This window comes from Enterobacter cloacae complex sp. P43RS (assembly GCF_014930585.1).
Classification (GTDB): domain Bacteria; phylum Pseudomonadota; class Gammaproteobacteria; order Enterobacterales; family Enterobacteriaceae; genus Enterobacter; species Enterobacter bugandensis.
Map to the genome: position 1 here is coordinate 366,584 of NZ_JADBRJ010000004.1, position 23,048 is coordinate 389,631.

Below are 23,048 nucleotides of genomic sequence, written 5' to 3' on the forward strand. Positions count from 1 at the left end.
GCTAAAACTCAAACTGATAGAGCAGATCAAGTGCCTGGTCTACGCCGGACACTGCTTCCAGATATAGCTTAGGCATCAGGCGATAGCGTAACGTGAGTGTTGCCAGTGAGTCAAAGATCCCCACACCATATTTTACCTGCAGACCCGGCAGTACATAGCCGCTGACCACCACCTGCGAGGAGTCACCCACGCCCTGGGTGTCCAGCGCCAGATTGCTTACGCCGAACGTCTCGCCGATTTTACCCACAACCTGCCCACTTTGTGCAACCCCCAGACCGACCAACATTGAGGTCATCGCCGCACTGTCGCTTTGTCCGCTGTCCAGACCTTGTCCGCGCAGCAGATAAGAGAGGGCTTCCTGCTGCGACATCGCCGGGTCGGAGAAGATCTCCGCCTTCGGTTCGTCGGCAGAGCCGGTGACGCGTACGCCAGCAATGACGTCGTTTTCCGTCGCTTCCGGGTTACGAATCGCTTCGATGTTCAACAGCGGTTGATCCGGTGGGCCGGAGAACAGCAGCTCGCCTTTACGGACAATCAGATCCTGACCATAGGCATGGAAACGCCCTTCAGGAATATTGATCTGCCCATTGAGGCCAAGCCCTTGTTTATCCTGCGCCACTTTCAGGTCGCCCGTGAGCCTCGCCTTCAGCCCAAACGCATCCAACCGCACGTTATTTCCCACGTGCACGATAAGGTTACTATTAATCGGTATGCCAGCGCTCTTCTCTTCGGCAGGTTTCAGATTTTCATTGAGCATAACTTCATCACTGGAGACGCCAACCGCGCTTTCCGGCACCTCGTGAACCACGATGCGCGCCCACGGCACGTCCACGCGGCCATCCAGGGTGAAGAGGCTTGGCGTCGCCTCAAAGACCACGTCCGGCGAGACGTCCAGGCGCACCATTGGCGGTACGGTGATGCGCACCTTACTGCCTTTCGCGGCAATACGGGCGCGCCAGTTGTCGAGCTGGCTCCAGTCCGCGTCGCCGCTCAGGTTGATTTGCCCCTGCTGAGTTAATACCGAGCCGTTCAGCGTCGAGCTCATGCCGTTGAAGTTCATCGCAATCTGGCTGGGCTGCATATCGAATGGCATAAAGTTACCGTCGATATCCACACCGCTGAGCCGCAGTTGGCCGAACAGCTGAGGGCTTTGCGCGTTGCCCGCCAGGCGCAGGTTGGCATTCACCATGCCCTCGGCTTTTTCCCCGCGGGCGAAGATCGGGTTGACCATCGCCAGGTTGAAGTTACGAATATTGACGTTGCCGCCCAGATTGCGCCGCCCCTGCGGATCGGTAATCTGTATCTGCCCATCCATCTGGCCGTTGTTGGTCAGACGGATAAGCCACCCCAGCTCCGCACGGTTGTTATGCAGGTCTGCACTCACATTCAGGGTGTCGAAGGCCACCGGCAGCGTCGCATCGTTCACCTCCTGCGTTACCTTCACGTTGCGCCCGGAAAGCGTGACGCTGCCCTGCGGCAGCCCCTCTTTGGTGGTGTCCCAGGCGACATCGGCTTTCCCGCTGAAGACGCCGCTGGCCTGCGTGGTGTCCGGCATAAACGGTTTCAACATCGCCAGATCGAAGCGGTTCAGGTTGATCTGCGCGCGCCCTTCCGCCCCCGCATCAATGGTCTGCGGCACGCACAGCTCCGCGTTCGGGTTGGTCCAGCAGTGAGGCCCGATGCTGATCTTCTGCTCGGCGTTGCGGTAGTCCAGCGCAATGGAGCGCGACAGCGCCAGCGGCCCCACCGGGGTGTTGAAGCGGGTGTTGTCCAGCGTTCCTTTCCAGCGCGTTTCCTTCCGGTCGAAGCTGCCGGTCAGGTGAAGCTGGCCGGAGACGGGCTCGCCCTGCACGCGCAGCTGGAGGTCATGCTGCTTCTCGTTCCCTTTGGCGTCCAGAGTCACCAGGCTAATGTTCACGTCCGGCTGGGAAATGCGCTCCACGCGCAGGTTCAGGTTGCCGCCGATCTGATCGGTGGATTTCACATCCCCTTCCACGCGGACGCGGGCAACGCTCAGCTCCTGCCAGCGCAGATTGTTGGCGGTGATATCTGCCAGCAGCTGCGGCGCGTCCACAGTGCCGCGCACTTTCACGAGTCCTTTCGCCGTACCGCCCAGACCCGGCAGGGCGTTATCCAGATTCGGCGCGTCGATGGTGGCGTCAAGATTGAGATCTTTTACCCCCAGCTCGCCTTTGATATCCGCCGTGTTGCGGCCCAGCGCCACGTGCAGCCCCGGGATAATCCACTGCAGGTAGCTGTTGCCCTTCACCGAGCCTTCAACGTTCACCTTGTTCTGCTTCACGTTCCCGGTGAGCTTGATTTCCGGCACGTCCATCTGCCACGTGCCGCCGTAGAGGCTGCCGCGGGTTTTGATCAGCCCGTCCAGCTTCGACGGCCAGTCCGGCACCTCTTTGGCGGTGTTAATTCCCGTCAGCTTCAGCTCGCCGCGCCAGCTGATCGCCTGCTGCCAGTCGAGCAGCGCGGTCAGTTCCGTTTTGCCTTCCAGCGCCGCGACGGTCAGCTTGTCGAGGTTAACCTGCTGTTCGTTGCCTTTTGCATCCAGCGTGATGGTCGCGGGGGGCACGCCCTGCCCCTTCACCGCAGTGCGGAACGAGAGCGTGTAGTCGGTCATCTTGCCGCTCAGCTTCAGCTTCAGATCGTCGGCCTGATACTGTTTTTCGCCGGTAAACGGCCAGTAAAGCTGCTTGCTGACAACCTCCAGATTGAGCGGCAGCCCGGCTTCCGCCAGCTGGGTTTGCGCGCGCAGGGCCATGTCTACCGGGCCGGAGAGATTCACCCAGATATCCAGCTTCTCGCGCAGCGCCCCGCCCACTTTAACCTTCACTTTTTCGCCCTTCAGCGGGTCGATATTCAGGGCGCTATTGAGTGTGATATCCACCGGCCAGCTGTCGCGCAGCAGGGCGTTGCCTGACGCGTTCACCGAGCCCTGGTTGGTATCGATATCCAGCGCGTCGAGCTTCATGTTGCCGTCAATGCTGCTGACTTTCAGCAGCATGTTAAAGACCGTCAGATCGGTGTCGCCGGTCAGGCGCAGCTGCTCGCCTTTGAACTCCTCAATGTTGAGGTTCAGCGGCAGATGCACGTCGGTCATTTCAGGCAGGACAGGCTTCGAGAAGAGTTCTTTCAGCGTTTCGCCCAGCGGCTTCTCTTCCGGCTGCGGGTTCTGGATCTTCGGTTCGACGATCTCTTCCTGCGCCACGTCCGCCACTTTCGGCAGCGCGATCAGCAACCCCTGCAGCGAGGTTGGCGTCAGGGTGAGGTTTTTCTCCTGCCAGCGCAGGCCGGAGGTGAAATCCATCACCGAAACGGTGGTGTCGTCGATTTTGATATTGACGTTATCGAGCGCCACCCGATAGAGCGCAATCGGGTACGGCGTGGAGAGATTCAGCGGGCCGCTGTCCTCTTCCTCAACCGGCGCAGACTTCGGCATTTTCTTTGAGTCTATCGCCACGTTGACGTCTTTTAGCGACAGATCGTTCACGCAGAGCTTGCTGTCCCGCAGGCAGCCCAGCTTCACCGCGAGATGGAATTCCCCGGCGTTGACCGCCACGCCCGGCTGCTCGTAGCGGATGTTCTTCAGATGCAGGTCGCGCCAGCCGCCCGTTACCTGACCAATTTCCAGCCCCGGCACCCACCGGTTCGCGGCGTTAAACAGCAGATGCAGCCCGGTCGTCGTTCCCACCAGAAACGCCACCGTACCGAGCAGCAGCACGATAAAAATCAGCACCCCGAGGCTTATTTTCTTCCATAAACTCATAATTCAGGCCCCAGACCGATGTAAAACTGTAATCCGTGTTCATCTTTGTCGCCCACCGGCACGGCGAAGTCGAGCTTGATGGGCCCGACGGGTGATTGCCAGCGTACGCCCACGCCTGCACCGGTTTTGAAATCGCTGCGGCGGATATCGTTCACCGCTTCACCACCGTCAACAAACATGGCTCCCCACCACTTGCCGCTGACGTTGTACTGATACTCCAGCGATCCGGTCGCCAGTTTGGATGCCCCGGTCAGCTGGCCTTTTTCGTTTTCAGGTGAGATCGATTTGTACTTATACCCGCGAATGCTGCGGTCGCCCCCGGCGAAGAAGCGCAGGTCCGGCGGAACGCGCTCGAAATCCCCCGTCTCAATCCAGCCGAGATTGCCGCGCATTACAAAGCGGTGTTTGTCATACAGCGTGCGGATCCAGACGTTTTGCGCCTGCACCACCGTGAAGTCGACGTCAGAGCCCCACATCGTATTGGAGTAGTCGATAGAGTACCGCTGTGAATCACCCCAGGTTGGCATCAGGCCGCCGCGCGAGCGGGTACGGCTGATCATCACGCCCGGATAAAGCAGCATAGTGGTGTTGGTGACGTTTGCCTGGGTAAAGTGATCAAGGCTCCAGCGCAGGTTAATGGCGCGCTGCCAGCCGCTGGAGAGATCCCAGAAGCGTGAAACCGCAAGCGTTGTCGAGTCCTGCTCGGTATCGTTCAAATCGGTACGCTTAAAGCCGCCCTGCACCAGGTAATATTGCTCAAGCGGGTTTTTCAGCAGCGGAATTTTATAGCTGAAATCAAGCTGCTGTTCCGGTGCGGAAATGCTGGCGCTGGTGGTCAGGCTGTGGCCGTAGGAGTTCATCCACGGCTTTTTCCAGGAGGTCTTCACGCGCGGACCGACGTCTGTCGAGTAGCCAACACCGGTCTCAATGGTGTTCTCGGTGCGCGGCGAGACAACGCCATGCAGCGGCAACACCTTGGTTTTGCGAGACTTATCAAATTCCGGTGCGACAACCACGGAGTTAAACCAGCCGGTAGCGGAGAGGCGACGGTTCAGCTCCGCAAGATCGCTCGACTGGTAGTAATCGCCTTTTTTAAACGGCACGAGGTTTTGCAGATACTCTTCACGAATTTGCGAACCTTCAAACGTTACATCGCCAAAGCGGTAGCGTTCGCCGCTGTCGTAGTCAATATCCCAGAAGGCCTGACGTCGCTCCAGCGCGATGCCCAGCTGGCTTTTATTGAACTGGCTGTCGAAGTAGCCCTTGCGCAGGGAGACACTCGTCAGCTCTTTTTTGAAGTGGTCGTAGTCACCGTGGTTGAGCACGGTGCCGATTTTCGGCCGCGTGCTGAGCAGGTCCAGGTAGTCGCGGTCGGTACGCGCGCCGCCGCGCAGGATGACGTTCGTGCCGCCAATCAGCACCGGCTCGCCCGGCGAGACGCGGGCAATAAGCACCTGACGCCCCTTCTTTGGCGGCGGGCGGAGATCGAAATCAATGGTGGGTTCGTAATACCCCAGCGCTTTTAGCCCTTCACGGATCGCGTCATCCACGCGCGCGCGAAAACGCCGGTCCGGCGTCACCTCATCGCTCTGGATGGTCGACAGCTGCGCACGCACGTTTTTTTCCAGCGTCCCGGATAACCCCTCAACCTGCAAACGGACATTCGCCGCGCTGGCAACCCCGCTTGTCAGCAATACACTGACTAAACATAACTGGCGGATTTTTGTCACGTTTTCTCCTGAATATCCCTTTTCCACCCTGGAAGCAAATGAAGTGCCGCCGTGCGGCAAAATACGGCCCGGAAGCCAAAAACCCAAATCGTGGGTTGAAAACGGGTGTAACACCCAAATATTTCTTATGATTAAATCTAGTCTCATTCAGCGCATTTATTGTGTTCAATTAAACGCTTCGTGACAACCTTAACCGAAACATCGCACCCCGGGAGGCCCCATCGTGAGTTTATTCGACAAGAAGCATCTGGTTTCACAAGCTGATGCATTACCGGGACGCAACACCCCTATGCCTGTGGCGACCTTACACGCCGTCAATAACCATTCAATGACCAACGTTCCTGATGGAATGGAAATCGCCCTGTTCGCCATGGGCTGCTTCTGGGGCGTTGAGCGCCTCTTCTGGCAGTTGCCCGGCGTTTACAGCACCGCGGCCGGCTACACGGGCGGTTATACGCCGAATCCAACCTACCGCGAAGTCTGCTCCGGCGAAACCGGTCATGCGGAAGCGGTCCGCGTGGTATATGACCCGACGGTCATCAGCTACGAACAGCTCCTGCAGGTCTTCTGGGAGAATCATGACCCGGCGCAGGGCATGCGTCAGGGCAACGACCACGGCACACAGTATCGCTCGGCCATTTATCCGCTCACGCCTGAGCAGGACGCCGCCGCGCGCGCCAGCCTTGAGCGTTTCCAGCAGGCCATGCGTGAAGCAGGCGATACGCGCGAGGTGACCACGGAAATCGCCACCGCGAAGCCGTTCTACTATGCCGAGGACGATCATCAGCAGTATCTGCACAAAAACCCGTACGGCTACTGCGGCATCGGGGGCATCGGCGTCTGCCTGCCGCCACAGCTGGCCTGATTATTAACCGTTAAATCGTCACCCGTACCGGACAGCGCACGCTGTCCGGTCTGTTTTATGCCAAAAATGTGACCTCTGGCAGATTTACATCTCTTTACGCTATACTACCGCTGAAATAATCGGCTCAACGCTACGAGCTGACGTTCTACGTGTTTTCACACAAATGGTATCAACTCCCCTTCTGAGGATCTGGCGAGAAGCCGGATAAACTATGTTAAACAGTATTTTAGTAATACTTTGTCTTATTGCCGTCAGTGCATTTTTCTCGATATCTGAGATCTCGCTGGCCGCGTCCCGTAAAATCAAACTGAAGCTGCTTGCCGACGAGGGCAACATCAATGCCACCCGCATCCTGAAAATGCAGGAAAACCCCGGCATGTTCTTCACCGTGGTGCAGATTGGCCTTAACGCGGTCGCCATTCTCGGCGGTATCGTGGGCGATGCGGCCTTTTCTCCAGCGTTTTATAGCCTCTTTGTCAAATACATGTCCGCTGAGCTTGCCGAACAGCTGAGCTTTATTCTCTCCTTCTCGCTGGTAACCGGCCTGTTCATCCTCTTTGCAGACCTGACCCCGAAACGCATCGGTATGATTGCGCCAGAAGCTGTAGCTTTGCGTATCATCAACCCGATGCGCTTCTGTCTGTACGTGTTTCGTCCGCTGGTGTGGTTCTTCAACGGCCTGGCGAACGTGATTTTCCGCATCTTTAAGCTGCCAATGGTGCGTAAAGACGACATCACCTCTGATGACATTTATGCGGTGGTGGAAGCCGGCGCGCTGGCCGGGGTGCTGCGTAAGCAGGAACACGAGCTGATTGAGAACGTATTTGAACTGGAATCCCGTACCGTGCCCTCTTCCATGACGGGCCGCGAAAACATTATCTGGTTCGATTTACATGAAGATGAGCAGAGCCTGAAGAACAAAGTAGCGCAGCATCCTCACTCCAAGTTCCTGGTCTGTAATGAAGATATCGACCACATCATCGGTTACGTCGACTCCAAAGACCTGCTGAACCGCGTGCTGGCAAACCAGAGCCTGGCGCTCAACAGCGGCGTGCAGATCCGCAATACCCTGATTGTGCCGGACACCCTGACGCTCTCCGAAGCGCTGGAAAGTTTCAAAACTGCCGGGGAAGACTTCGCGGTGATCATGAACGAATACGCGCTGGTGGTGGGTATCATCACGCTGAACGACGTGATGACCACGCTGATGGGAGACCTGGTTGGTCAGGGACTGGAAGAGCAGATTGTTCAGCGTGACGATAATTCATGGCTGATCGACGGCGGTACGCCGATTGAAGACGTCATGCGCGTGCTGGATATCGACGAGTTCCCGCAGTCCGGTAACTACGAAACCATCGGCGGCTTTATGATGTTTATGCTGCGTAAAATCCCGAAACGCACCGACTCGGTGAAGTTCTCCGGCTACAAGTTTGAGGTGGTGGATATTGATAACTATCGCATCGACCAGCTGCTGGTGACGCGTATTGACAACAAGCCGACCGTACTGGTGCCGAAGCTGCCGGACGCGGAAGAGAAGGTGTCGGCGTAACGTTCCTGCCCCCACAAACATCAACGGCTCCCATCGGGAGCCGTCTTTTTAACTACCTACTGCATAGCACGTTGGTTAAGCCATCTCAGTTTGCAGACGCATAACCTGACGGTTGACTTCGGACATCACAGACAGGTGCTGTTTGTCCTTCACTTTTGGGACAAGGATCTTGCCCTTATCAAACTCAAAAGCGCCAACATCCTTGATGTACAACCGTCCACGGAACAGGATCTTCACGTACTTCGCCACCTGAAGCGGGTTGTAGCGTTGGAAAATTTTCATTCTTGTATCTCCTGCGAATCATACGCTCTTGCGGTGCCACAATCGGCCCGACTGTCCTGAGCGCAAATTTTGATGCCCAATGACTATAGACCAGAACTACGGTGTTACCCAGTGTGCATAAGTTTATTTACCGTTTGATTACAATTATTCAGAATAATCTTTGCAAAGCGTGATAGAGAGCAGTATAAGCCGTCGTTTTTTCATGGATATGTGCGTTCACCCGCAAACTGGCACTGGGATTGCGGGAAAACCACATTGATCGCACTTATGATTAAAAGCGTATGACCAAGTGGTCGGATCACCTGCAAACAATAAGGAAACGCCATGACCCTACGTAATATCCTTGCGGCAGCTTGTCTGCTGCTGCCCCTGTGGGCTTCCGCTCACAGCATTGAAAAAGGACAACGTGTACCGCCAGTCGGCATTGCTGACCGGGGAGAATTGATTCTCGACAATGATAAGTTTAGCTATAAAGCCTGGAATAGCGCGCAGCTCGCGGGCAAAGTGAGAGTTGTACAACATATTGCCGGTCGTACATCCGCAAAAGAGAAGAATGCCAGCCTCGTGGAGGCGATCAAGGCCGCAAAATTCCCTCATGACCGCTACCAGACCACCACGATTGTGAACACCGATGATGCCATTCCGGGCTCCGGGATGTTTGTGCGCTCAAGCCTTGAGAGCAATAAAAAGCTCTACCCGTGGTCGCAGTTTATCGTTGACAGCAATGGCGTGACGCGTAAGGCCTGGCAGCTTGAGGAAGAGAGCTCCGCGATTGTCGTGCTGGATAAGGACGGTCGCGTGCAGTGGGTGAAAGACGGCGCGTTAACTCAGGAAGAGGTGCAGCAGGTTGTCGCCCTGCTGCACAAACTGCTGGCTCAGTAAAGAGAGACGCGGAAGCCGGGGTTGAGGAATGATTCGCGCGGGGTATAGTCCAGCGGCTTGCCCTGCCAGTCATGGACATGCGCCCCGGCGGCCGCGGCAACGGCATGGCCTGCCGCGGTATCCCAGACGTTGGTTGGCCCAAAGCGCGGATACAGCTGCGCCTGACCTTCCGCCACCAGGCAGAATTTCAGCGACGAGCCAATCGAGGTGGTCTGGTGTTCACCCAGCTGTTGCAGGTATTCCTCCAGCTCGCTGTCGCTGTGCGAGCGGCTAATCACCACCAGCGGTGGACGTGCATCGCGCACCTGGATCTGCTTGCGTACGCCGCACTCCTCCTTCCAGGCCTTCCCTTCTGCAGCGCTGTACATCACCTTCATTACCGGCGCATAGACCACGCCGAGCACCGCTTTACCCTTCTCAATCAGGGCAATATTGACGGTGAACTCACCGTTGCGCTTGATGAACTCTTTTGTCCCGTCCAGCGGATCGACCAGCCAGTAGCGCTGCCAGTGCTGGCGCTCGTCCCAGCTTTGCGGCGCTTCTTCAGACAGAACGGGGATATCCGGCGTTAAGGCCTGCAGACCTTGCAGGATCACCTTATGCGCCGCGATATCGGCCGCCGTGACCGGGGAGTCGTCCGCCTTGCTGACGACCTCCATCGGTTTAACACCGTCATACACCTGCATGATGGCATCTCCCGCATCCCGTGCGAGCTGACAAATCTTATCTAGCATTTTCCACCTCTTTGTTAACGCAGTGAGGTTAACTCTTTGTTTTAGTTATATCGTAATGTGAACAATTCCGCTATCTGTGAAGCAATTCCGGTTTCAGGTCGCTTTTTTCTGTCAGGATTCACATTTCTGTAAGCAACAAACGATAGATACATACTCTTTTGTGGAACGGATCGAAAAAAGGACTCCTCTGATGATTAAGTTTAGTGCAACGCTTCTGGCGACGCTGATTGCAGCGAGCGTGCAGGCGGCGACGGTAGATCTGCGTATTCTGGAAACGACCGATCTGCACAGCAATATGATGGACTTCGATTACTACAAAGATACCCCTACGGAAAAATTCGGACTGGTACGTACAGCAAGTTTGATCAACGCCGCGCGGGGTGAAGTCAAAAATAGCGTGCTGGTGGATAACGGCGATCTCATTCAGGGCAGCCCGCTTGGCGATTACATGGCGGCGAAAGGTCTGAAGAAAGGCGAGATCCATCCGGTTTATAAAGCGATGAACACGCTGGACTATGTCGTCGGCAACCTGGGCAACCACGAATTCAACTACGGCCTGAAATACCTGCACGATGCGCTGGCCGGCGCGAAGTTCCCGTACGTTAACGCCAATATCATCGACGTTAAGTCGCAAAAGCCGCTCTTTACCCCTTACCTGATTAAAGAGAGTGAAGTTGTCGATCGGGACGGTAAAAAGCAGACGCTGAAAATCGGCTATATCGGCTTTGTACCGCCGCAGATCATGACCTGGGATAAAGCCAACCTCGACGGCAAAGTGACCGTTAATGACATTACCGAAACCGCGCGCAAGTACGTGCCGGAAATGCGCGCGAAAGGCGCAGATCTGGTGGTGATTGTCGCCCACTCGGGTCTCTCCGCCGATCCGTATCAGGCCATGGCGGAGAACTCCGTTTACTATCTGAGCGAAGTCCCGGGCGTTGACGCGATCCTGTTCGGCCACGCTCACGCCGTTTTCCCGGGCAAAGATTTTGCCAGCATTAAAGGGGCGGATATCGAGAAAGGGACGCTCAACGGCGTGCCGTCGGTGATGCCGGGCATGTGGGGCGACCACCTTGGCGTGGTGGATCTGGTGCTAAATAACGACAGCGGCAGCTGGAAGGTGACGCAGTCAAAAGCCGAAGCGCGCCCGATTTACGACGCGGCGGCTAAAAAATCCCTGGCCGCGGAAGATAAAAAGCTGGTCGACGTGCTGAAGCACGACCACGACGCCACCCGCGAATTCGTCAGCAAGCCGATCGGCAAATCCGCCGACAACATGTACAGCTTCCTGGCGCTGGTGCAGGACGATCCGACCGTTCAGGTAGTCAACATGGCCCAGAAAGCCTATGCCGAACACTTTGTTCAGGGCGATCCGGATCTGGCAAAACTGCCGGTGCTGTCTGCCGCTGCGCCATTCAAAGTGGGCGGACGCAAGAACGACCCGGCAAGCTATGTTGAGGTCGAAAAAGGCCAGCTGACCTTCCGTAACGCCGCCGATCTCTATCTCTACCCGAATACCCTGGTGGTGGTTAAAGCCACGGGGAAAGAGGTGAAGGAGTGGCTGGAATGCTCCGCCGGGCAGTTTAACCAGATCGACCCGAAGAGCAGTAAACCACAGCCGCTGATTAACTGGGACGGCTTCCGCACCTACAACTTCGACGTGATCGACGGCGTAAATTACCAGATTGACGTCACCCAGCCGGCAAAATATGACGGCGAGTGCCAGGCGATTAACCCGCAGGCCGAACGCATCAAAAACCTGACGTTCAACGGCAAGGCGATCGATCCGAATGCCACCTTCCTGGTGGTGACCAATAACTACCGCGCCTACGGCGGCAAGTTTGCCGGTACGGGCGATAGCCACATCGCTTTTGCCTCGCCGGACGAAAACCGCTCGGTGCTGGCGGCGTGGATCGGCGCGGAGTCGAAGAAGGCGGGCGAAATTCACCCGGCGGTGGATAACAACTGGCGTCTTGCGCCAATCCACAGCGATGCGAAACTGGATATCCGCTTTGAAACGTCACCGTCCGATAAGGCAGCCGCGTTTATTAAGGATAAGGCGCAGTATCCGATGAAGAAGGTTGCGACGGATGATATCGGGTTCGCGATTTATCAGGTGGATTTAAGCAGGTAGCGGTGATTGTGCCGGGTAAGGCGAAACCGCCACCCGGCTTTTACGCCGCACGCTCATCCCGATTCGCCATCACCTTCGGCGTATTGACTTCAATCCAGTCCGCCAGCGCGGCGACTTTCTCGCTCACCTCGATGCCCATCGGTGTCAGGCTATACTCGACGTGCGGCGGCACGACCGGATACGACACGCGATCGACAAACCCGTCCTGCTCCAGCGCCTGAAGCGACTGGGACAGCATCTTTTCGCTCACCCCGCCCATTTTATGGCGCAGCTCGCTAAAACGGTGCGTTCCTCCGCGCAGAGCCAGCAGGATCAGCACGCCCCAGCGGCTGGTAACGTGTTTAAGCACCTCCCGTGAAGGGCACTGTTCCGCGAAGAGATTGCCATCGCGCATTTGCTCGCTGAGCGTTGGGATCGTTTTTTTCATACTTACCTTTTTGTACGTACTTACTAAAAGTTAGCTATGGTGATAGTGTGCCACAACACCAGACAAACACGAAGGAGATTTATCATGATCGCGATTACCGGCGCTACCGGCCAGCTTGGCCAGCACGTTATTGAAGAACTGCTGAAAACCGTTCCAGCAAACCAGATTGTTGCCATTGTTCGTAACCCGGCGAAAGCTGAAGCGTTAAGCAACCAGGGTATTGTGGTTCGTCAGGCGGATTACACCGATAAGGCCGCCTTTACTGCCGCGCTGAGCGGCGTGGAAAAGCTGCTGCTCATCTCCTCCAGCGAAGTGGGCCAGCGCGCGACCCAGCACCAGAACGTTATCAACGCCGCCAAAGCGGCAGGCGTGAAATTTATCGCCTACACCAGCCTGCTGCACGCGGATAAATCACCGCTGGGTCTGCACGTTGAACATGTCGAAACCGAGAAAGCGCTGGCAGAATCTGGCGTGCCATACGCCCTGCTGCGCAACGGCTGGTACACCGAAAACTACCTGGCGAGCGCGCCGTCTGCGCTGGAACACGGCGTATTCATTGGTGCCGCAGGCGAAGGCAAAATTGCCTCTGCCACCCGCGCAGACTATGCCGCGGCGGCAGCCAAAGTGATCGCTGAAGAGGGTCATGCGGGCAAGGTATACGAACTGGCAGGCGACCACGGCTGGACATTGAGCGAGCTTGCGGCGGAACTGAGTAAGCAGAGCGGTAAACCTGTGGCGTATCAAAACCTGAGCGAAGCGGACTTTGCAGCCGCATTGAAGAGCGTGGGTTTACCCGCCGGGCTGGCGGATATGCTGGCGGACTCCGACGTGGGCGCGTCCAAAGGCGGTCTGTTTGACGACAGCCGTACCCTGAGCAAGCTGATTGGCCGCCCGACTACACCGCTGGCGGAGAGCGTCAAAGCCATTCTGTAATTGTTACGGATTGGTTATTTTTTGTGGCATCCCCTCGGGTCATCTCTGATAATGTAGTGATGACCCAGAGGAGGCTCACCGTGCAAGGCGTACCGGAACAGTTTACTGACGAGAGAGACAGCGCGCGCTTTCGCCATCTGGCGCAGCTGCCGGGCCTTGAACTCTATCACGCGCATATCTCTGACTACGCCTTTGAGCCCCACACCCATGAAGCCTTCGGCATCGGTACCATCGAAACCGGCGCCGAACGCTTTCGCTATCGCGGCACCCAGCATCTCGCACCTGAAAAATCCGTTGTTACCATGAACCCGGACGAGATCCATACCGGGGAGTCCGCGACCGAAGACGGCTGGCGCTACCGGATGGTCTACATCGAACCCGATCTTCTGGAAGAGGTAACCGGCCTGCGCCACTGGTGGTTCAGCGACGTAACCCGTTACGACCCGCAGCGCTCTCAGCAGATCGGCAGGCTAATTTACGGCCTGTGGCATACGGACGATCCGCTGGCGCAAAAAGGCTTATTGCTGGATCTGATCGAGACCTTTCAGCCGCTAGCCCATCACGCGCCGGTGGTTCAGGAAGGCGCACACCGTTTCGAGCGCGTGCGCGAGTATTTGCACGACAACTATATGCACGCCCTGACGCTGGACGAACTGGCGAACGTTGTCTCGCTCAGCCCGTACCATTTCCAGCGCCAGTTCAAAGCCCATTTTCACGTTACGCCGCACCAGATGTTAATGGCCATCCGCCTGTGGCGCGCCAAGGCGTTTCTCACCCACGGTATGCCCGCCGCCGAAGTCGCCGCCGCAACGGGGCTGACCGACCAGTCGCATTTAACCCGCGCCTTCACCCGCCGCTACGGCATTACGCCCGTGCGCTACCAGAAACAGGTCACCCGGCGCTAATGCGCAATCTCATACAATACGCGCGCGTTTCCCCCTTCTAGACTGAGTGCAGAGTAAATCAATGTGGATGGAAAAATGATTAGCGGCGTGTTGTATGCCCTGCTTGCAGGTCTGATGTGGGGGCTGATCTTTGTCGGCCCTCTGATCGTGCCGGAATACCCGGCGATATTGCAGTCTACCGGACGTTATCTGGCGCTCGGGCTGATTGCCCTTCCTCTGGCTTGGCTGGGGCGTACGCGCTTGCGACAGCTCAGCCGTCAGGACTGGGGCACCGCGCTGGCGCTGACCATGATGGGCAATCTCATCTATTACGTCTGCCTGGCAAGCGCCATTCAGCGAACCGGAGCGCCGGTGTCGACCATGATTATCGGCACGCTGCCGGTGGTCATCCCCATCTTCGCGAATCTGCTCTATAGTCATCGGGACGGCAAGCTGGCGTGGTCGAAAATGATACCCGCCCTGGCCTGCACCGCCGTGGGGCTGGTGTGCGTCAATATCGCCGAGCTGCGCCACGGCCTGGCAGACTTCAGCTTATGGCGTTACGGTTCGGGGATCGTTTTAGCGTTCATCTCGGTCGCGTGCTGGGCCTGGTACGCCCTGCGCAATGCGCGCTGGCTGCGGGAGAACCCGGATAAACACCCGATGATGTGGGCAACGGCGCAGGCGCTGGTCACGCTCCCCGTCTCGTTAGTGGGGTATGCCGGCGCATGCCTCTGGCTGGGTCATCAGCAGCCGGAATTTGCCCAGCCCTTCGGGCCAAGACCCTGGGTCTTTATTGGCTTAATGGTTGCGATTGCGGTGCTGTGCTCCTGGGTGGGCGCGCTGTGCTGGAACATTGCCAGCCAGAAGCTGCCGACGGTGATCTTAGGGCCGCTGATTGTGTTCGAAACCCTGGCCGGGCTGCTGTACACCTTCCTGATGCGCCAGAGCGTGCCGCCGCTGTTAACGGCCTGCGGGATCGCGCTGCTGGTGGTGGGGGTGGTGATGGCGGTAAGAGCGAAGCCGGAAAAACCGAGGGTCGTTCCGGCTTCGGAGATGTGAGTAATGCCCAGCGGCGCTACGCTTGCAGGGCCTACAAAACAGTAGGTCTGGTAAGGCGTAGCCGCCACCGGGCAAGCCCTTAAAACGTTTCCCAGTTCGCTTCAGACGCCGTCGCTGCTGGCTGCGCTTTTGGCACATAGGTTTTCACCGGTGCCGCTTTGACCGCCTGATTACGCGTTATTTTGAACACTGCTACCGCTTCGTTCAGGCGTGCGGCCTGATCTTCCAGCGCCGCCGCTGCCGCCGCAGACTCCTCCACCAGCGAGGCGTTCTGCTGGGTTACGCGGTCCATCTCGGCTACCGCCTGACCAACCTGGTCGATACCGCGGCTCTGCTCGTCAGAGGCAGAGGCAATTTCGCCCATGATGTCGGTCACGCGGGTAACCGCGTTAACGATTTCCGCCATCGTCGCGCCCGCTTCGTTCACCAGCTGGGAACCCGCGTTGACACGTTCGCCGGAATCATCGATCAGCGCCTTAATCTCTTTCGCCGCCTGGGCGCTGCGCTGGGCAAGCGTGCGTACTTCTCCTGCAACCACTGCAAAGCCACGGCCCTGCTCACCCGCACGCGCCGCTTCCACCGCCGCGTTCAGCGCCAGAATGTTGGTCTGGAAGGCAATGCCGTCGATAACGTTAGTAATTTGCGCGATTTTGCTGGAGCTGGTGGCGATCTCGTCCATGGTGCGCACCACGCCTTCCACCACGTTACCGCCCTTCTTCGCGGTTGAGGAGGCATCCAGCGCCAGACGAGACGCCTGACGCGCGTTATCCGCATTCTGCTTCACAGTGGCGGTCAGTTGTTCCATGCTGGCTGCCGTCTCTTCCAGAGACGCGGCCTGCTGCTCGGTACGAGAAGAGAGGTCGTTGCTGCCCGCCGAGATTTCACCCGCACCGGTATAGATGGTGTCTGCGCCTTCACGCACCACGCCCACGGTGTTCGCCAGCGAGGTTTGCATCTCCTGCACGTTGCGCGCCAGGATAGCCATTTCGTTTTTGCCTTCAGCCTGAATCGGCTGGGTTAAATCCCCTGCCGCGATGGCGCGGATATGGTTGATCACCTCTTCCAGCGGCAGCAGCAGCACCCGGCGCATGGCGATCCAGCTGGAGATAATCACCGCAATGACGAGGATCATGACGGCAGAAAGGATCCACAGGATGCGCTTGTAGTCGCTTTCGTTATCCTGAATGCCTTTACTGGTGAGCGCAGCCTGCGCCTCGCGCCATTCGCGATAGACCTTTTGCATTGCCGTCTGCTTCTGTTCGGCATTCTGCTTGAACATATCTTCCAGGTTGCCCTGGCCCAGCAGAACGTTCATTTGCGTCAACGTGGCGGAGTAGATGCGGTACTGCTCTTCCAGCCGATCGGCCAGATTCTCATCCAGACCCGGGGTATTCGGCAGGGCGTAGTATTTGTCGTAATGGACCTGCGCATTGGCCAGCAGATTTTTCGCGGTGTTAACCAGCTCGTTCAGTTGTCCGCCGTTAATCTGAGAGGCCATGCTGCTTTGCAGACGCAGCATCCCGCGGTTTAGCGTAACGCGCGCCTGGTTCAGGCTGATCCAGGCGTCGGTAAATTCCGCCACGTTCTGGCTGGAAAGCTGCGACACGGTGAAGTTGTCTTTATCGTTATTCAGCGCGTTGATAAAGATACCCGCGGAAATCACTTGCATGATGCCGAGCACAAGCAGCACCGAAATAAGAAGAGTAATGACTTTTATACGTTTAAACATGCGTTGCCTTTGTTATATGCAGGTTTGTCTGACGTGTATCTATCGGCACGCGCGGCGGGTTGTTTACTGTTTCTCCACCTTTAAAAACTTTCTAAACCACTTTCCTAAATCCATTCAGAGAGTTAAACGGGACATTTTTTTGTGATCCGTGTCGCACTTTCCCCCTTCCCTCTAAAGGGTTATAGCGCCGCCTTAAAGATGCATTTAATATGCATCTTATATTTTTAATGACGAGGTAACTGCTATGGCCTTTCGCGACCAACCCCTCGGCGAGCTGGCGCTCTCCATCCCTCGCGCTTCCGCGCTGTTCCGTAAATACGATATGGATTACTGCTGCGGCGGTAAGCAAACGCTGGCGCGAGCGGCCTCGCGCAAGGAACTGGACGTGGAGGCTATCGAAGCGGAGCTGGCGCTGCTGGCTGAACAGCCTGTTGAAAAAGACTGGCGCACCGCCCCGCTCACGGAAATCATCGACCATATCATCGTGCGTTACCACGACCGCCACCGTGAACAGCTGCCTGAGCTGATCCTGCAGGCAACGAAAGTTGAGCGCGTACATGCCGACAAGCCTTCCGTGCCGCGCGGTCTGGCAAAATACCTGACCATGCTGCATGAAGAGCTTTCCAGCCACATGATGAAAGAAGAGCAGATCCTCTTCCCGATGATTAAACAGGGAATGGGAAGCCAGGCGATGGGGCCTATCAGCGTAATGGAAAGCGAGCACGATGACGCGGGCGAACTGCTGGATGTGATCAAACACACCACTAACAACGTCACGCCGCCGCCGGAAGCGTGCACCACCTGGAAAGCGATGTACAACGGCATTAACGAGATGATTGACGACCTGATGGAGCACATCAGCCTTGAGAATAACGTGCTGTTCCCGCGGGCATTGGCGGGGGAATAAAAAAGCCCGGTGGCGCTAGCGCTTACCGGGCCTACAACGTCCTCGAACATAGGCCGGGTAAGCGTCAGCGCCACCCGGCAACATGCTTAACGCATGCCTGCCATACGTTTCTTACCGATAAACAGCCAGCCCAGCCCCAGCGCGATAAACCACAGCGGCGTGACGATCAGCGCCTGACGGGTGTCATCTTCGAGCGTCAGCAGCACCAGCACGAACACGAAGAACGCCATGCACACCCAGCACATCAGCTTGCCCAGCGGCATCTTGTAGATCGACTTCTCATGCAGGTGCGGACGCTGTTTGCGGTACACGAGGTACGAGCACAGGATAATGGTCCAGACGAACATGAACAGGATCGCCGACACCGTGGTGATCATGGTAAACGCGCCAATTACGCTTGGGTTTACGTAGAGCATCACCACGCCACCCAGCAGGCACATGCAGGAGAAGGTCAGCCCTTTCGCCGGTACCGCACGTTTAGAGAGTTTCGCAAAGGCACTCGGCGCTACGCCCTCCTGCGCCAGACCAAACAGCATACGGCTGGTTGAGAACACGCCGCTGTTCGCAGACGATGCCGCAGAGGTCAGCACCACGAAGTTAATCAGGCTCGCCGCAGCAGGCAGCCCTACCAGCACGAACAGCTCAACGAACGGGCTCTTGCTGGGCACCACGGAGCTCCACGGCGTCACGGACATAATGATGATCAGCGCGAAGACGTAGAACATGATGATACGCACCGGTATGGAGTTGATGGCGCGCGGCAGGGACTTCTCCGGATCTTTGGTTTCCGCAGCGGTCGTTCCGACAAGCTCAATCCCCACAAACGCAAACACCGCAATCTGGAAGCCTGCAAAGAAGCCGCTGATGCCTTTCGGGAACCAGCCGCCGTCGTTCCACAGATGGGTGAAGGACGCCTGAACGCCCGTTGGCGACTGGAAGTGCGTCAGGACCATCACCAGGCCCACCACAATCAGCCCCACGATAGCGACAATCTTGATCATCGCGAACCAGAACTCCATCTCACCGAACATTTTCACGGTGGCAAGGTTCAGGCTCAGCAGCAGAATAATCACCGCCAGCGAGGCGACCCAGTCCGACAGCCCCGGGAACCAGAACTGCGCGTAAGCGGTAATCGCCACGACGTCCGCCATGCCGGTGACCACCCAGCAGAACCAGTAGGTCCAGCCGGTAAAGTAGCCCGCCCACGGGCCGAGCAGGTCCGACGCGAAGTCGCTGAAGGATTTGTATTCGAGGTTCGAGAGCAGCAATTCACCCATTGCGCGCATCACGAAGAAGAGCATAAAACCGATGATCATATAAACGAAGATGATCGACGGCCCGGCAAGACTGATGGTTTTGCCGGACCCCATAAACAGCCCGGTGCCGATGGCACCGCCGATGGCGATAAGCTGTATATGACGGTTTGTGAGATTGCGCCGTAGCGACTGTTCAGACGTCGCCTCTTCTGCAGCGGCGACTTTGACCTGATCTACCATGTAATTTTTCCTGTTTATGCCTGTCTGTGTTGTTAAGGCTCTTCTGGCCTTTAAAAACGTCAAATAAATGACGGTCCCTTCGTAAGGGTTTATCGATATTAGGTAAGAATCGGCGGGATGAATACTATGATTTAGATATTATGTTAATAATATGTTGAAAGTGAGTGTCATATCACTCATACAGCGCGAAACAGCTCACAAAAATACACGCAACAGTTTCGTTTGCAAGATAAAATGTTGATTCCGTCGTAACTATGGGTTTTATCACTATTTTCCTCTCCCCGGGCGGGGAGAGGAAATAAGTAAAGTCGATTACAGAATTTCCAGCAGCTCGACTTCAAAGACCAGAGTGCTGAATGGCGGGATGGACGCGCCAGCGCCACGCTCGCCGTAAGCCAGGTTGTGCGGGATGGTCAGTTCCCATTTGGAACCCACTGGCATCAGGGTCAGGGCTTCGATCCAGCCCGCGATTACGCCGTTGACCGGGAACTCAGCCGGTTCGCCGCGCGCCACGGAGCTGTCGAACACGGTTCCGTCGATCAGCTTACCGGTATAGTGCACGCGAACGTGGTCGGTACGCGCCGGGATAGCGCCGTCGCCCTGGTTGATCACGCGGAACTGCAGGCCGGATTCGGTGCTGTTCACGCCTTCGCGCTCGCGGTTCTCTTCCAGATATTTCACGCCTTCGGCTGCCATCTCTTCGAAGCGCGCGCGACGCACAGCGTCAGCACGTTCGTGGATTTCACGCAGCGCACGATGCACAACGTCAACCGGAACGGCAGGCTGTTTACCTTCCAGCGCATCAGCGATACCCGCCACCAGCGCTTCAGGTAACAGACCTTCCAGGCCGGATTCGCTCAGCTGCTGTCCTACCTGCAAGCCGATACCGTAACTTGCCTGCGCTTCGATAGTGTCAAAAGTCGGGGTGGTCATGGGTTTTCCTTCCATCACATTTAAAGTAGCGGGCAGCATATCAGCCATGCCCTTATGGGTAAAACTTTGTCTGAAGTTAAGGTGACAAACCGCGACGAAACAGAAACAATAGAGACAACCAGGATTAATCCCGAACTGATGTCACGGATGTCCGGTTTGCTACGTCGTTCAGGCAGTTAGCGAACTATACTTCGAAGCACAGGATATAAAAGACGCGGAGCAGGAGGAGAGCCATGCCCGGGCGATTTGAACTGAAACCTACCCTGGCGAAAATCTGGCAGGCGCCGGACAATTTTCGCATTATGGACCCGCTGCCTCCTCTGCACCGCAGGGGGATCATCATTGGTGCGCTGATGGTGATCGTGGGCTTCCTGCTTCCTTCCGGCGGTGATGATGTTGATACCGCGCCGGTCACCCGCAATGCGCAGCTGGATCTTCAGTCGCAAACGCGGCCGCAGCCTGACGCGCAGCCGATGCAGACGCAGCTGGTAACCCCGTCTAACGATCCGGGTCAGGTCGCGCCTGTTGAACCCGAACCCGTTCAGGATGAACAGGAGCAGGCCGCAGCGCCGTCTGAGCCGCAAACCCAGCAGCCGACCGGCATCGAGCAGCAGTGGCGTTCCTATCGCGTGGAGCCGGGCAAAACCCTGGCACAGCTTTTCCGCGATCACAACCTGCCGCCGACCGACGTGTATGCCATGGCAAAAGTGGAAGGCGCAGGTAAACCGCTGAGTAACTTACAGAACGGCCAGATGGTGCAGATTCGCCAGAACGCCAGCGGGGTGGTCACCGGGCTGACCATTGATACCGGAAATGGGCAGCAGGTGCTGTTTACCCGCCAGCCGGACGGCAGTTTCATCAGAGCACGTTAATGGCGTATGCCGGGTAAGGCGAAGCCGCCACCCGGCACTTTTGTTCTCAGGCACTCCGTTTATTCACCCACCAGATCCCCGTGCAGACCAGCACCAGCGCAATCGCGTATTTGATATCCAGAATGTTTTCGCCGAGGAAAATGGCGGAAAGCACCGTCCCTGCAACAGGAATGACAAAGTTGAACGGAGCAATCATGCTTACCCGGTTCACTTTCAGCAGCGCGCTCCACAGGGCGAACGCCACCGATGAGAGCAGCGTCAGATACCCCAGCACCGCAACGGCCTTCATGCTGTGCACTTCCAGCGTTCCGCCCGTGGCATAACCTCCCGCAACCAGCGCAGCCCCGCCTATCGCCAGCTGCCAGCCGGTCATCACCGTTGGGTCGACGGTCTGGGAAATACGTTTCCCGTAAAGCGTGGCGGCAGAGAGAATAAAAGCCGCCAGCACCACAAAACCGTCGCCTTTCCAGATAAACTGGAAATCGCTTAACCCACTGTGAAAGTTCACCAGCATCACCCCGGCAAACCCAAGAATACAGCCCAGCGTTTTGTTATAGCTGAGTTTGTCATTGTGGTAGATACAGTGCGCCAGCAGTACGCTGAAGAAAGTCCCGGTGGCGTTCATGATTGAGCCGTTTACCCCCGTCGTGTAGGCCAGTCCTATATAGAAGAATGTGTACTGAATGGTGGTCTGGGTCAGCCCGAGGATCGCGAGCTGGCCAAACTGCGCGGGCGTGAGCCTGCCAATCGGTTTGCGCTGGGCCAGCGCAAACAGCAGCAGCAAGGCACCGGCAAACAGAAAACGGTATCCGGCAAAAACGACTTTGGACGGAATATCATCGGTCGCGATCTGAAAGAGTTCGTAGCCATTTTTAATGGCCGGGTACGAGCTCCCCCAAAGCAGGCAGCAGAGCGTGGCGCAGGCGTAGGCCACATGTCGACGGGCAAAGACGGGCGTGGGCAGAGCGGTATCCATGACAAATCTCATAAATAAAATTGCGTTTCAATTTATTATCAGAGAATGCGTCAGGAATAGCTACCATACGAGATAAAAAGAGAATTTCCGGTAGCTTTAAATAGCAAAACGCCGGCACAAGGCCGGCGCTTCGACGCGAGCAGAGTAAAAAATTACTCAGCTACAACGTTAACAACCAGTTTAGCGAACACTTCGCTGTGAACCTGGAAGTCAACTTCGTGCTCACCAGTGGTACGCAGAACGCCGTTCGGCATGCGAACTTCGCTCTTAGCCACTTTAACGCCTGCTGCAGTAACTGCATCAGCGATATCGCGGGTACCGATGGAACCGAACAGTTTACCTTCGTCGCCAGCTTTGGAAGCGATGGTAACAGTGCCCAGTGCGTTGATTGCTTCAGCGCGAGCGTTAGCAGCCGCCAGAACGTCAGCCAGTTTGGCTTCCAGTTCAGCGCGACGTGCTTCGAAAAACTCTACGTTTTTCTTAGTAGCTGGAACAGCTTTACCCTGTGGAACCAGGAAGTTACGAGCGTAGCCCGCTTTAACGTTAACCTGATCACCCAGGCTGCCCAGGTTTGCTACTTTATCAAGCAGAATAACTTGCATTACCTTATCCTCTTAAAGTCGTATTAATGGACCGTGCCCGATTACTGATGACGATCAGTGTACGGCAGCAGGGACAGGTAGCGAGCGCGTTTGATAGCGCGAGCCAGCTGACGCTGATATTTTGCACGAGTACCGGTGATACGGCTTGGGACAATCTTACCGCTTTCGGTGATGTAGTTTTTCAGCGTTGCGATATCTTTATAGTCGATCTCTTGAACGCCTTCCGCGGTGAAACGGCAGAACTTGCGACGACGGAAATAACGTGCCATATGG

20 protein-coding genes are annotated in these 23,048 nt (G+C 56.7%); 9 read left to right on the forward strand and 11 right to left on the reverse strand.

Going from position 1 to position 23,048, the window contains the following annotated elements:
• Position 1: 1 nt before the first annotated feature.
• On the reverse strand, positions 2–3,778 hold the full coding sequence (gene tamB / locus IM294_RS10995; protein WP_126817967.1) for an autotransporter assembly complex protein TamB: 3,777 nt from the start codon (positions 3,776–3,778) through the stop codon (positions 2–4).
• Complete coding sequence (gene tamA, locus IM294_RS11000; protein ID WP_045259622.1) at positions 3,775–5,508, reverse strand: autotransporter assembly complex protein TamA; 1,734 nt, start codon at positions 5,506–5,508, stop codon at positions 3,775–3,777. The genes tamB and tamA overlap by 4 nt, the downstream gene beginning before the upstream one ends.
• A 223-nt stretch (positions 5,509–5,731) precedes the next feature.
• On the opposite strand from tamA, the gene msrA reads away from it, so the two are divergent.
• Positions 5,732–6,373 carry a peptide-methionine (S)-S-oxide reductase MsrA gene (gene msrA, locus IM294_RS11005; protein ID WP_028015284.1) on the forward strand — a complete coding sequence of 214 codons (642 nt, stop codon included), beginning with the start codon at positions 5,732–5,734 and terminating at the stop codon, positions 6,371–6,373.
• A gap of 211 nt (positions 6,374–6,584) precedes the next feature.
• Positions 6,585–7,922, forward strand: coding sequence for a hemolysin family protein (locus IM294_RS11010; protein WP_028015283.1), 1,338 nt, complete (start codon positions 6,585–6,587; stop codon positions 7,920–7,922).
• A 75-nt stretch (positions 7,923–7,997) separates the two neighbouring features.
• Here IM294_RS11010 and IM294_RS11015 read toward each other — a convergent pair whose 3' ends face one another.
• Positions 7,998–8,204 (reverse strand): DUF1107 domain-containing protein, encoded by a 207-nt coding sequence (locus IM294_RS11015; RefSeq protein ID WP_008501430.1) that lies wholly within the window; start codon positions 8,202–8,204, stop codon positions 7,998–8,000.
• 324 nt (positions 8,205–8,528) lie between these two features.
• On the opposite strand from IM294_RS11015, the gene IM294_RS11020 reads away from it, so the two are divergent.
• On the forward strand, positions 8,529–9,086 hold the full coding sequence (locus IM294_RS11020) for a YtfJ family protein (protein WP_028015282.1): 558 nt from the start codon (positions 8,529–8,531) through the stop codon (positions 9,084–9,086).
• On the opposite strand, the gene cysQ is transcribed toward IM294_RS11020, so the two are convergent.
• On the reverse strand, positions 9,080–9,820 hold the full coding sequence (gene cysQ / locus IM294_RS11025) for a 3'(2'),5'-bisphosphate nucleotidase CysQ (protein ID WP_028015281.1): 741 nt from the start codon (positions 9,818–9,820) through the stop codon (positions 9,080–9,082). The two genes, IM294_RS11020 and cysQ, sit on opposite strands and share 7 nt — an antisense overlap.
• Before the next feature lie 190 nt (positions 9,821–10,010).
• Here cysQ and IM294_RS11030 point away from each other — a divergent pair, with 190 nt between their 5' ends.
• Positions 10,011–11,954 (forward strand): bifunctional 2',3'-cyclic-nucleotide 2'-phosphodiesterase/3'-nucleotidase, encoded by a 1,944-nt coding sequence (locus IM294_RS11030; protein ID WP_126817968.1) that lies wholly within the window; start codon positions 10,011–10,013, stop codon positions 11,952–11,954.
• Between the two features lie 40 nt (positions 11,955–11,994).
• On the opposite strand, the gene IM294_RS11035 is transcribed toward IM294_RS11030, so the two are convergent.
• Positions 11,995–12,381: a helix-turn-helix domain-containing protein gene (locus IM294_RS11035; protein WP_028015279.1), complete on the reverse strand. Its 387-nt coding sequence runs from the start codon at positions 12,379–12,381 to the stop codon at positions 11,995–11,997.
• Positions 12,382–12,465: 84 nt separating this feature from the next.
• Here IM294_RS11035 and IM294_RS11040 point away from each other — a divergent pair, with 84 nt between their 5' ends.
• From IM294_RS11040 to IM294_RS11050, 3 genes are all read left to right on the forward strand, one after another.
• Entirely contained in the window at positions 12,466–13,314 is an 849-nt protein-coding gene (locus tag IM294_RS11040) for an SDR family oxidoreductase (RefSeq protein ID WP_126817969.1), read from the forward strand.
• Positions 13,315–13,394: 80 nt separating this feature from the next.
• Positions 13,395–14,219, forward strand: coding sequence for an AraC family transcriptional regulator (locus IM294_RS11045; protein ID WP_059357775.1), 825 nt, complete (start codon positions 13,395–13,397; stop codon positions 14,217–14,219).
• A 75-nt stretch (positions 14,220–14,294) separates the two neighbouring features.
• Positions 14,295–15,260 (forward strand): DMT family transporter, encoded by a 966-nt coding sequence (locus IM294_RS11050; protein WP_041911471.1) that lies wholly within the window; start codon positions 14,295–14,297, stop codon positions 15,258–15,260.
• A 79-nt stretch (positions 15,261–15,339) separates the two neighbouring features.
• On the opposite strand, the gene IM294_RS11055 is transcribed toward IM294_RS11050, so the two are convergent.
• Positions 15,340–16,989, reverse strand: coding sequence for a methyl-accepting chemotaxis protein (locus IM294_RS11055; protein WP_045259627.1), 1,650 nt, complete (start codon positions 16,987–16,989; stop codon positions 15,340–15,342).
• A gap of 244 nt (positions 16,990–17,233) precedes the next feature.
• Between IM294_RS11055 and ytfE the strand changes: the two genes are divergently transcribed.
• Positions 17,234–17,896 carry an iron-sulfur cluster repair protein YtfE gene (gene ytfE / locus IM294_RS11060; RefSeq protein WP_045631260.1) on the forward strand — a complete coding sequence of 221 codons (663 nt, stop codon included), beginning with the start codon at positions 17,234–17,236 and terminating at the stop codon, positions 17,894–17,896.
• 86 nt (positions 17,897–17,982) lie between these two features.
• On the opposite strand, the gene cycA is transcribed toward ytfE, so the two are convergent.
• A complete protein-coding gene (gene cycA / locus IM294_RS11065) occupies positions 17,983–19,392 on the reverse strand; it encodes a D-serine/D-alanine/glycine transporter (RefSeq protein ID WP_041911474.1) in 1,410 nt (469 codons plus the stop codon).
• Positions 19,393–19,704: 312 nt separating this feature from the next.
• Entirely contained in the window at positions 19,705–20,325 is a 621-nt protein-coding gene (fklB, locus tag IM294_RS11070) for an FKBP-type peptidyl-prolyl cis-trans isomerase (protein ID WP_008502892.1), read from the reverse strand.
• A gap of 233 nt (positions 20,326–20,558) precedes the next feature.
• On the opposite strand from fklB, the gene IM294_RS11075 reads away from it, so the two are divergent.
• A complete protein-coding gene (locus tag IM294_RS11075; RefSeq protein WP_028015272.1) occupies positions 20,559–21,197 on the forward strand; it encodes an OapA family protein in 639 nt (212 codons plus the stop codon).
• 46 nt (positions 21,198–21,243) lie between these two features.
• Here the strand turns inward: IM294_RS11075 and IM294_RS11080 are convergent, their stop codons facing one another.
• The 3 genes from IM294_RS11080 to rpsR form a co-directional block, all read right to left on the reverse strand.
• Positions 21,244–22,173, reverse strand: a complete 930-nt coding sequence (locus IM294_RS11080) for a DMT family transporter (RefSeq protein ID WP_126817970.1) — start codon at positions 22,171–22,173, stop codon at positions 21,244–21,246.
• 152 nt (positions 22,174–22,325) lie between these two features.
• Positions 22,326–22,775 (reverse strand): 50S ribosomal protein L9, encoded by a 450-nt coding sequence (rplI, locus tag IM294_RS11085; protein WP_006810372.1) that lies wholly within the window; start codon positions 22,773–22,775, stop codon positions 22,326–22,328.
• A 41-nt stretch (positions 22,776–22,816) separates the two neighbouring features.
• Positions 22,817–23,044, reverse strand: coding sequence for a 30S ribosomal protein S18 (gene rpsR, locus IM294_RS11090; protein WP_000135199.1), 228 nt, complete (start codon positions 23,042–23,044; stop codon positions 22,817–22,819).
• Between the last annotated feature and the right edge of the window lie 4 nt (positions 23,045–23,048).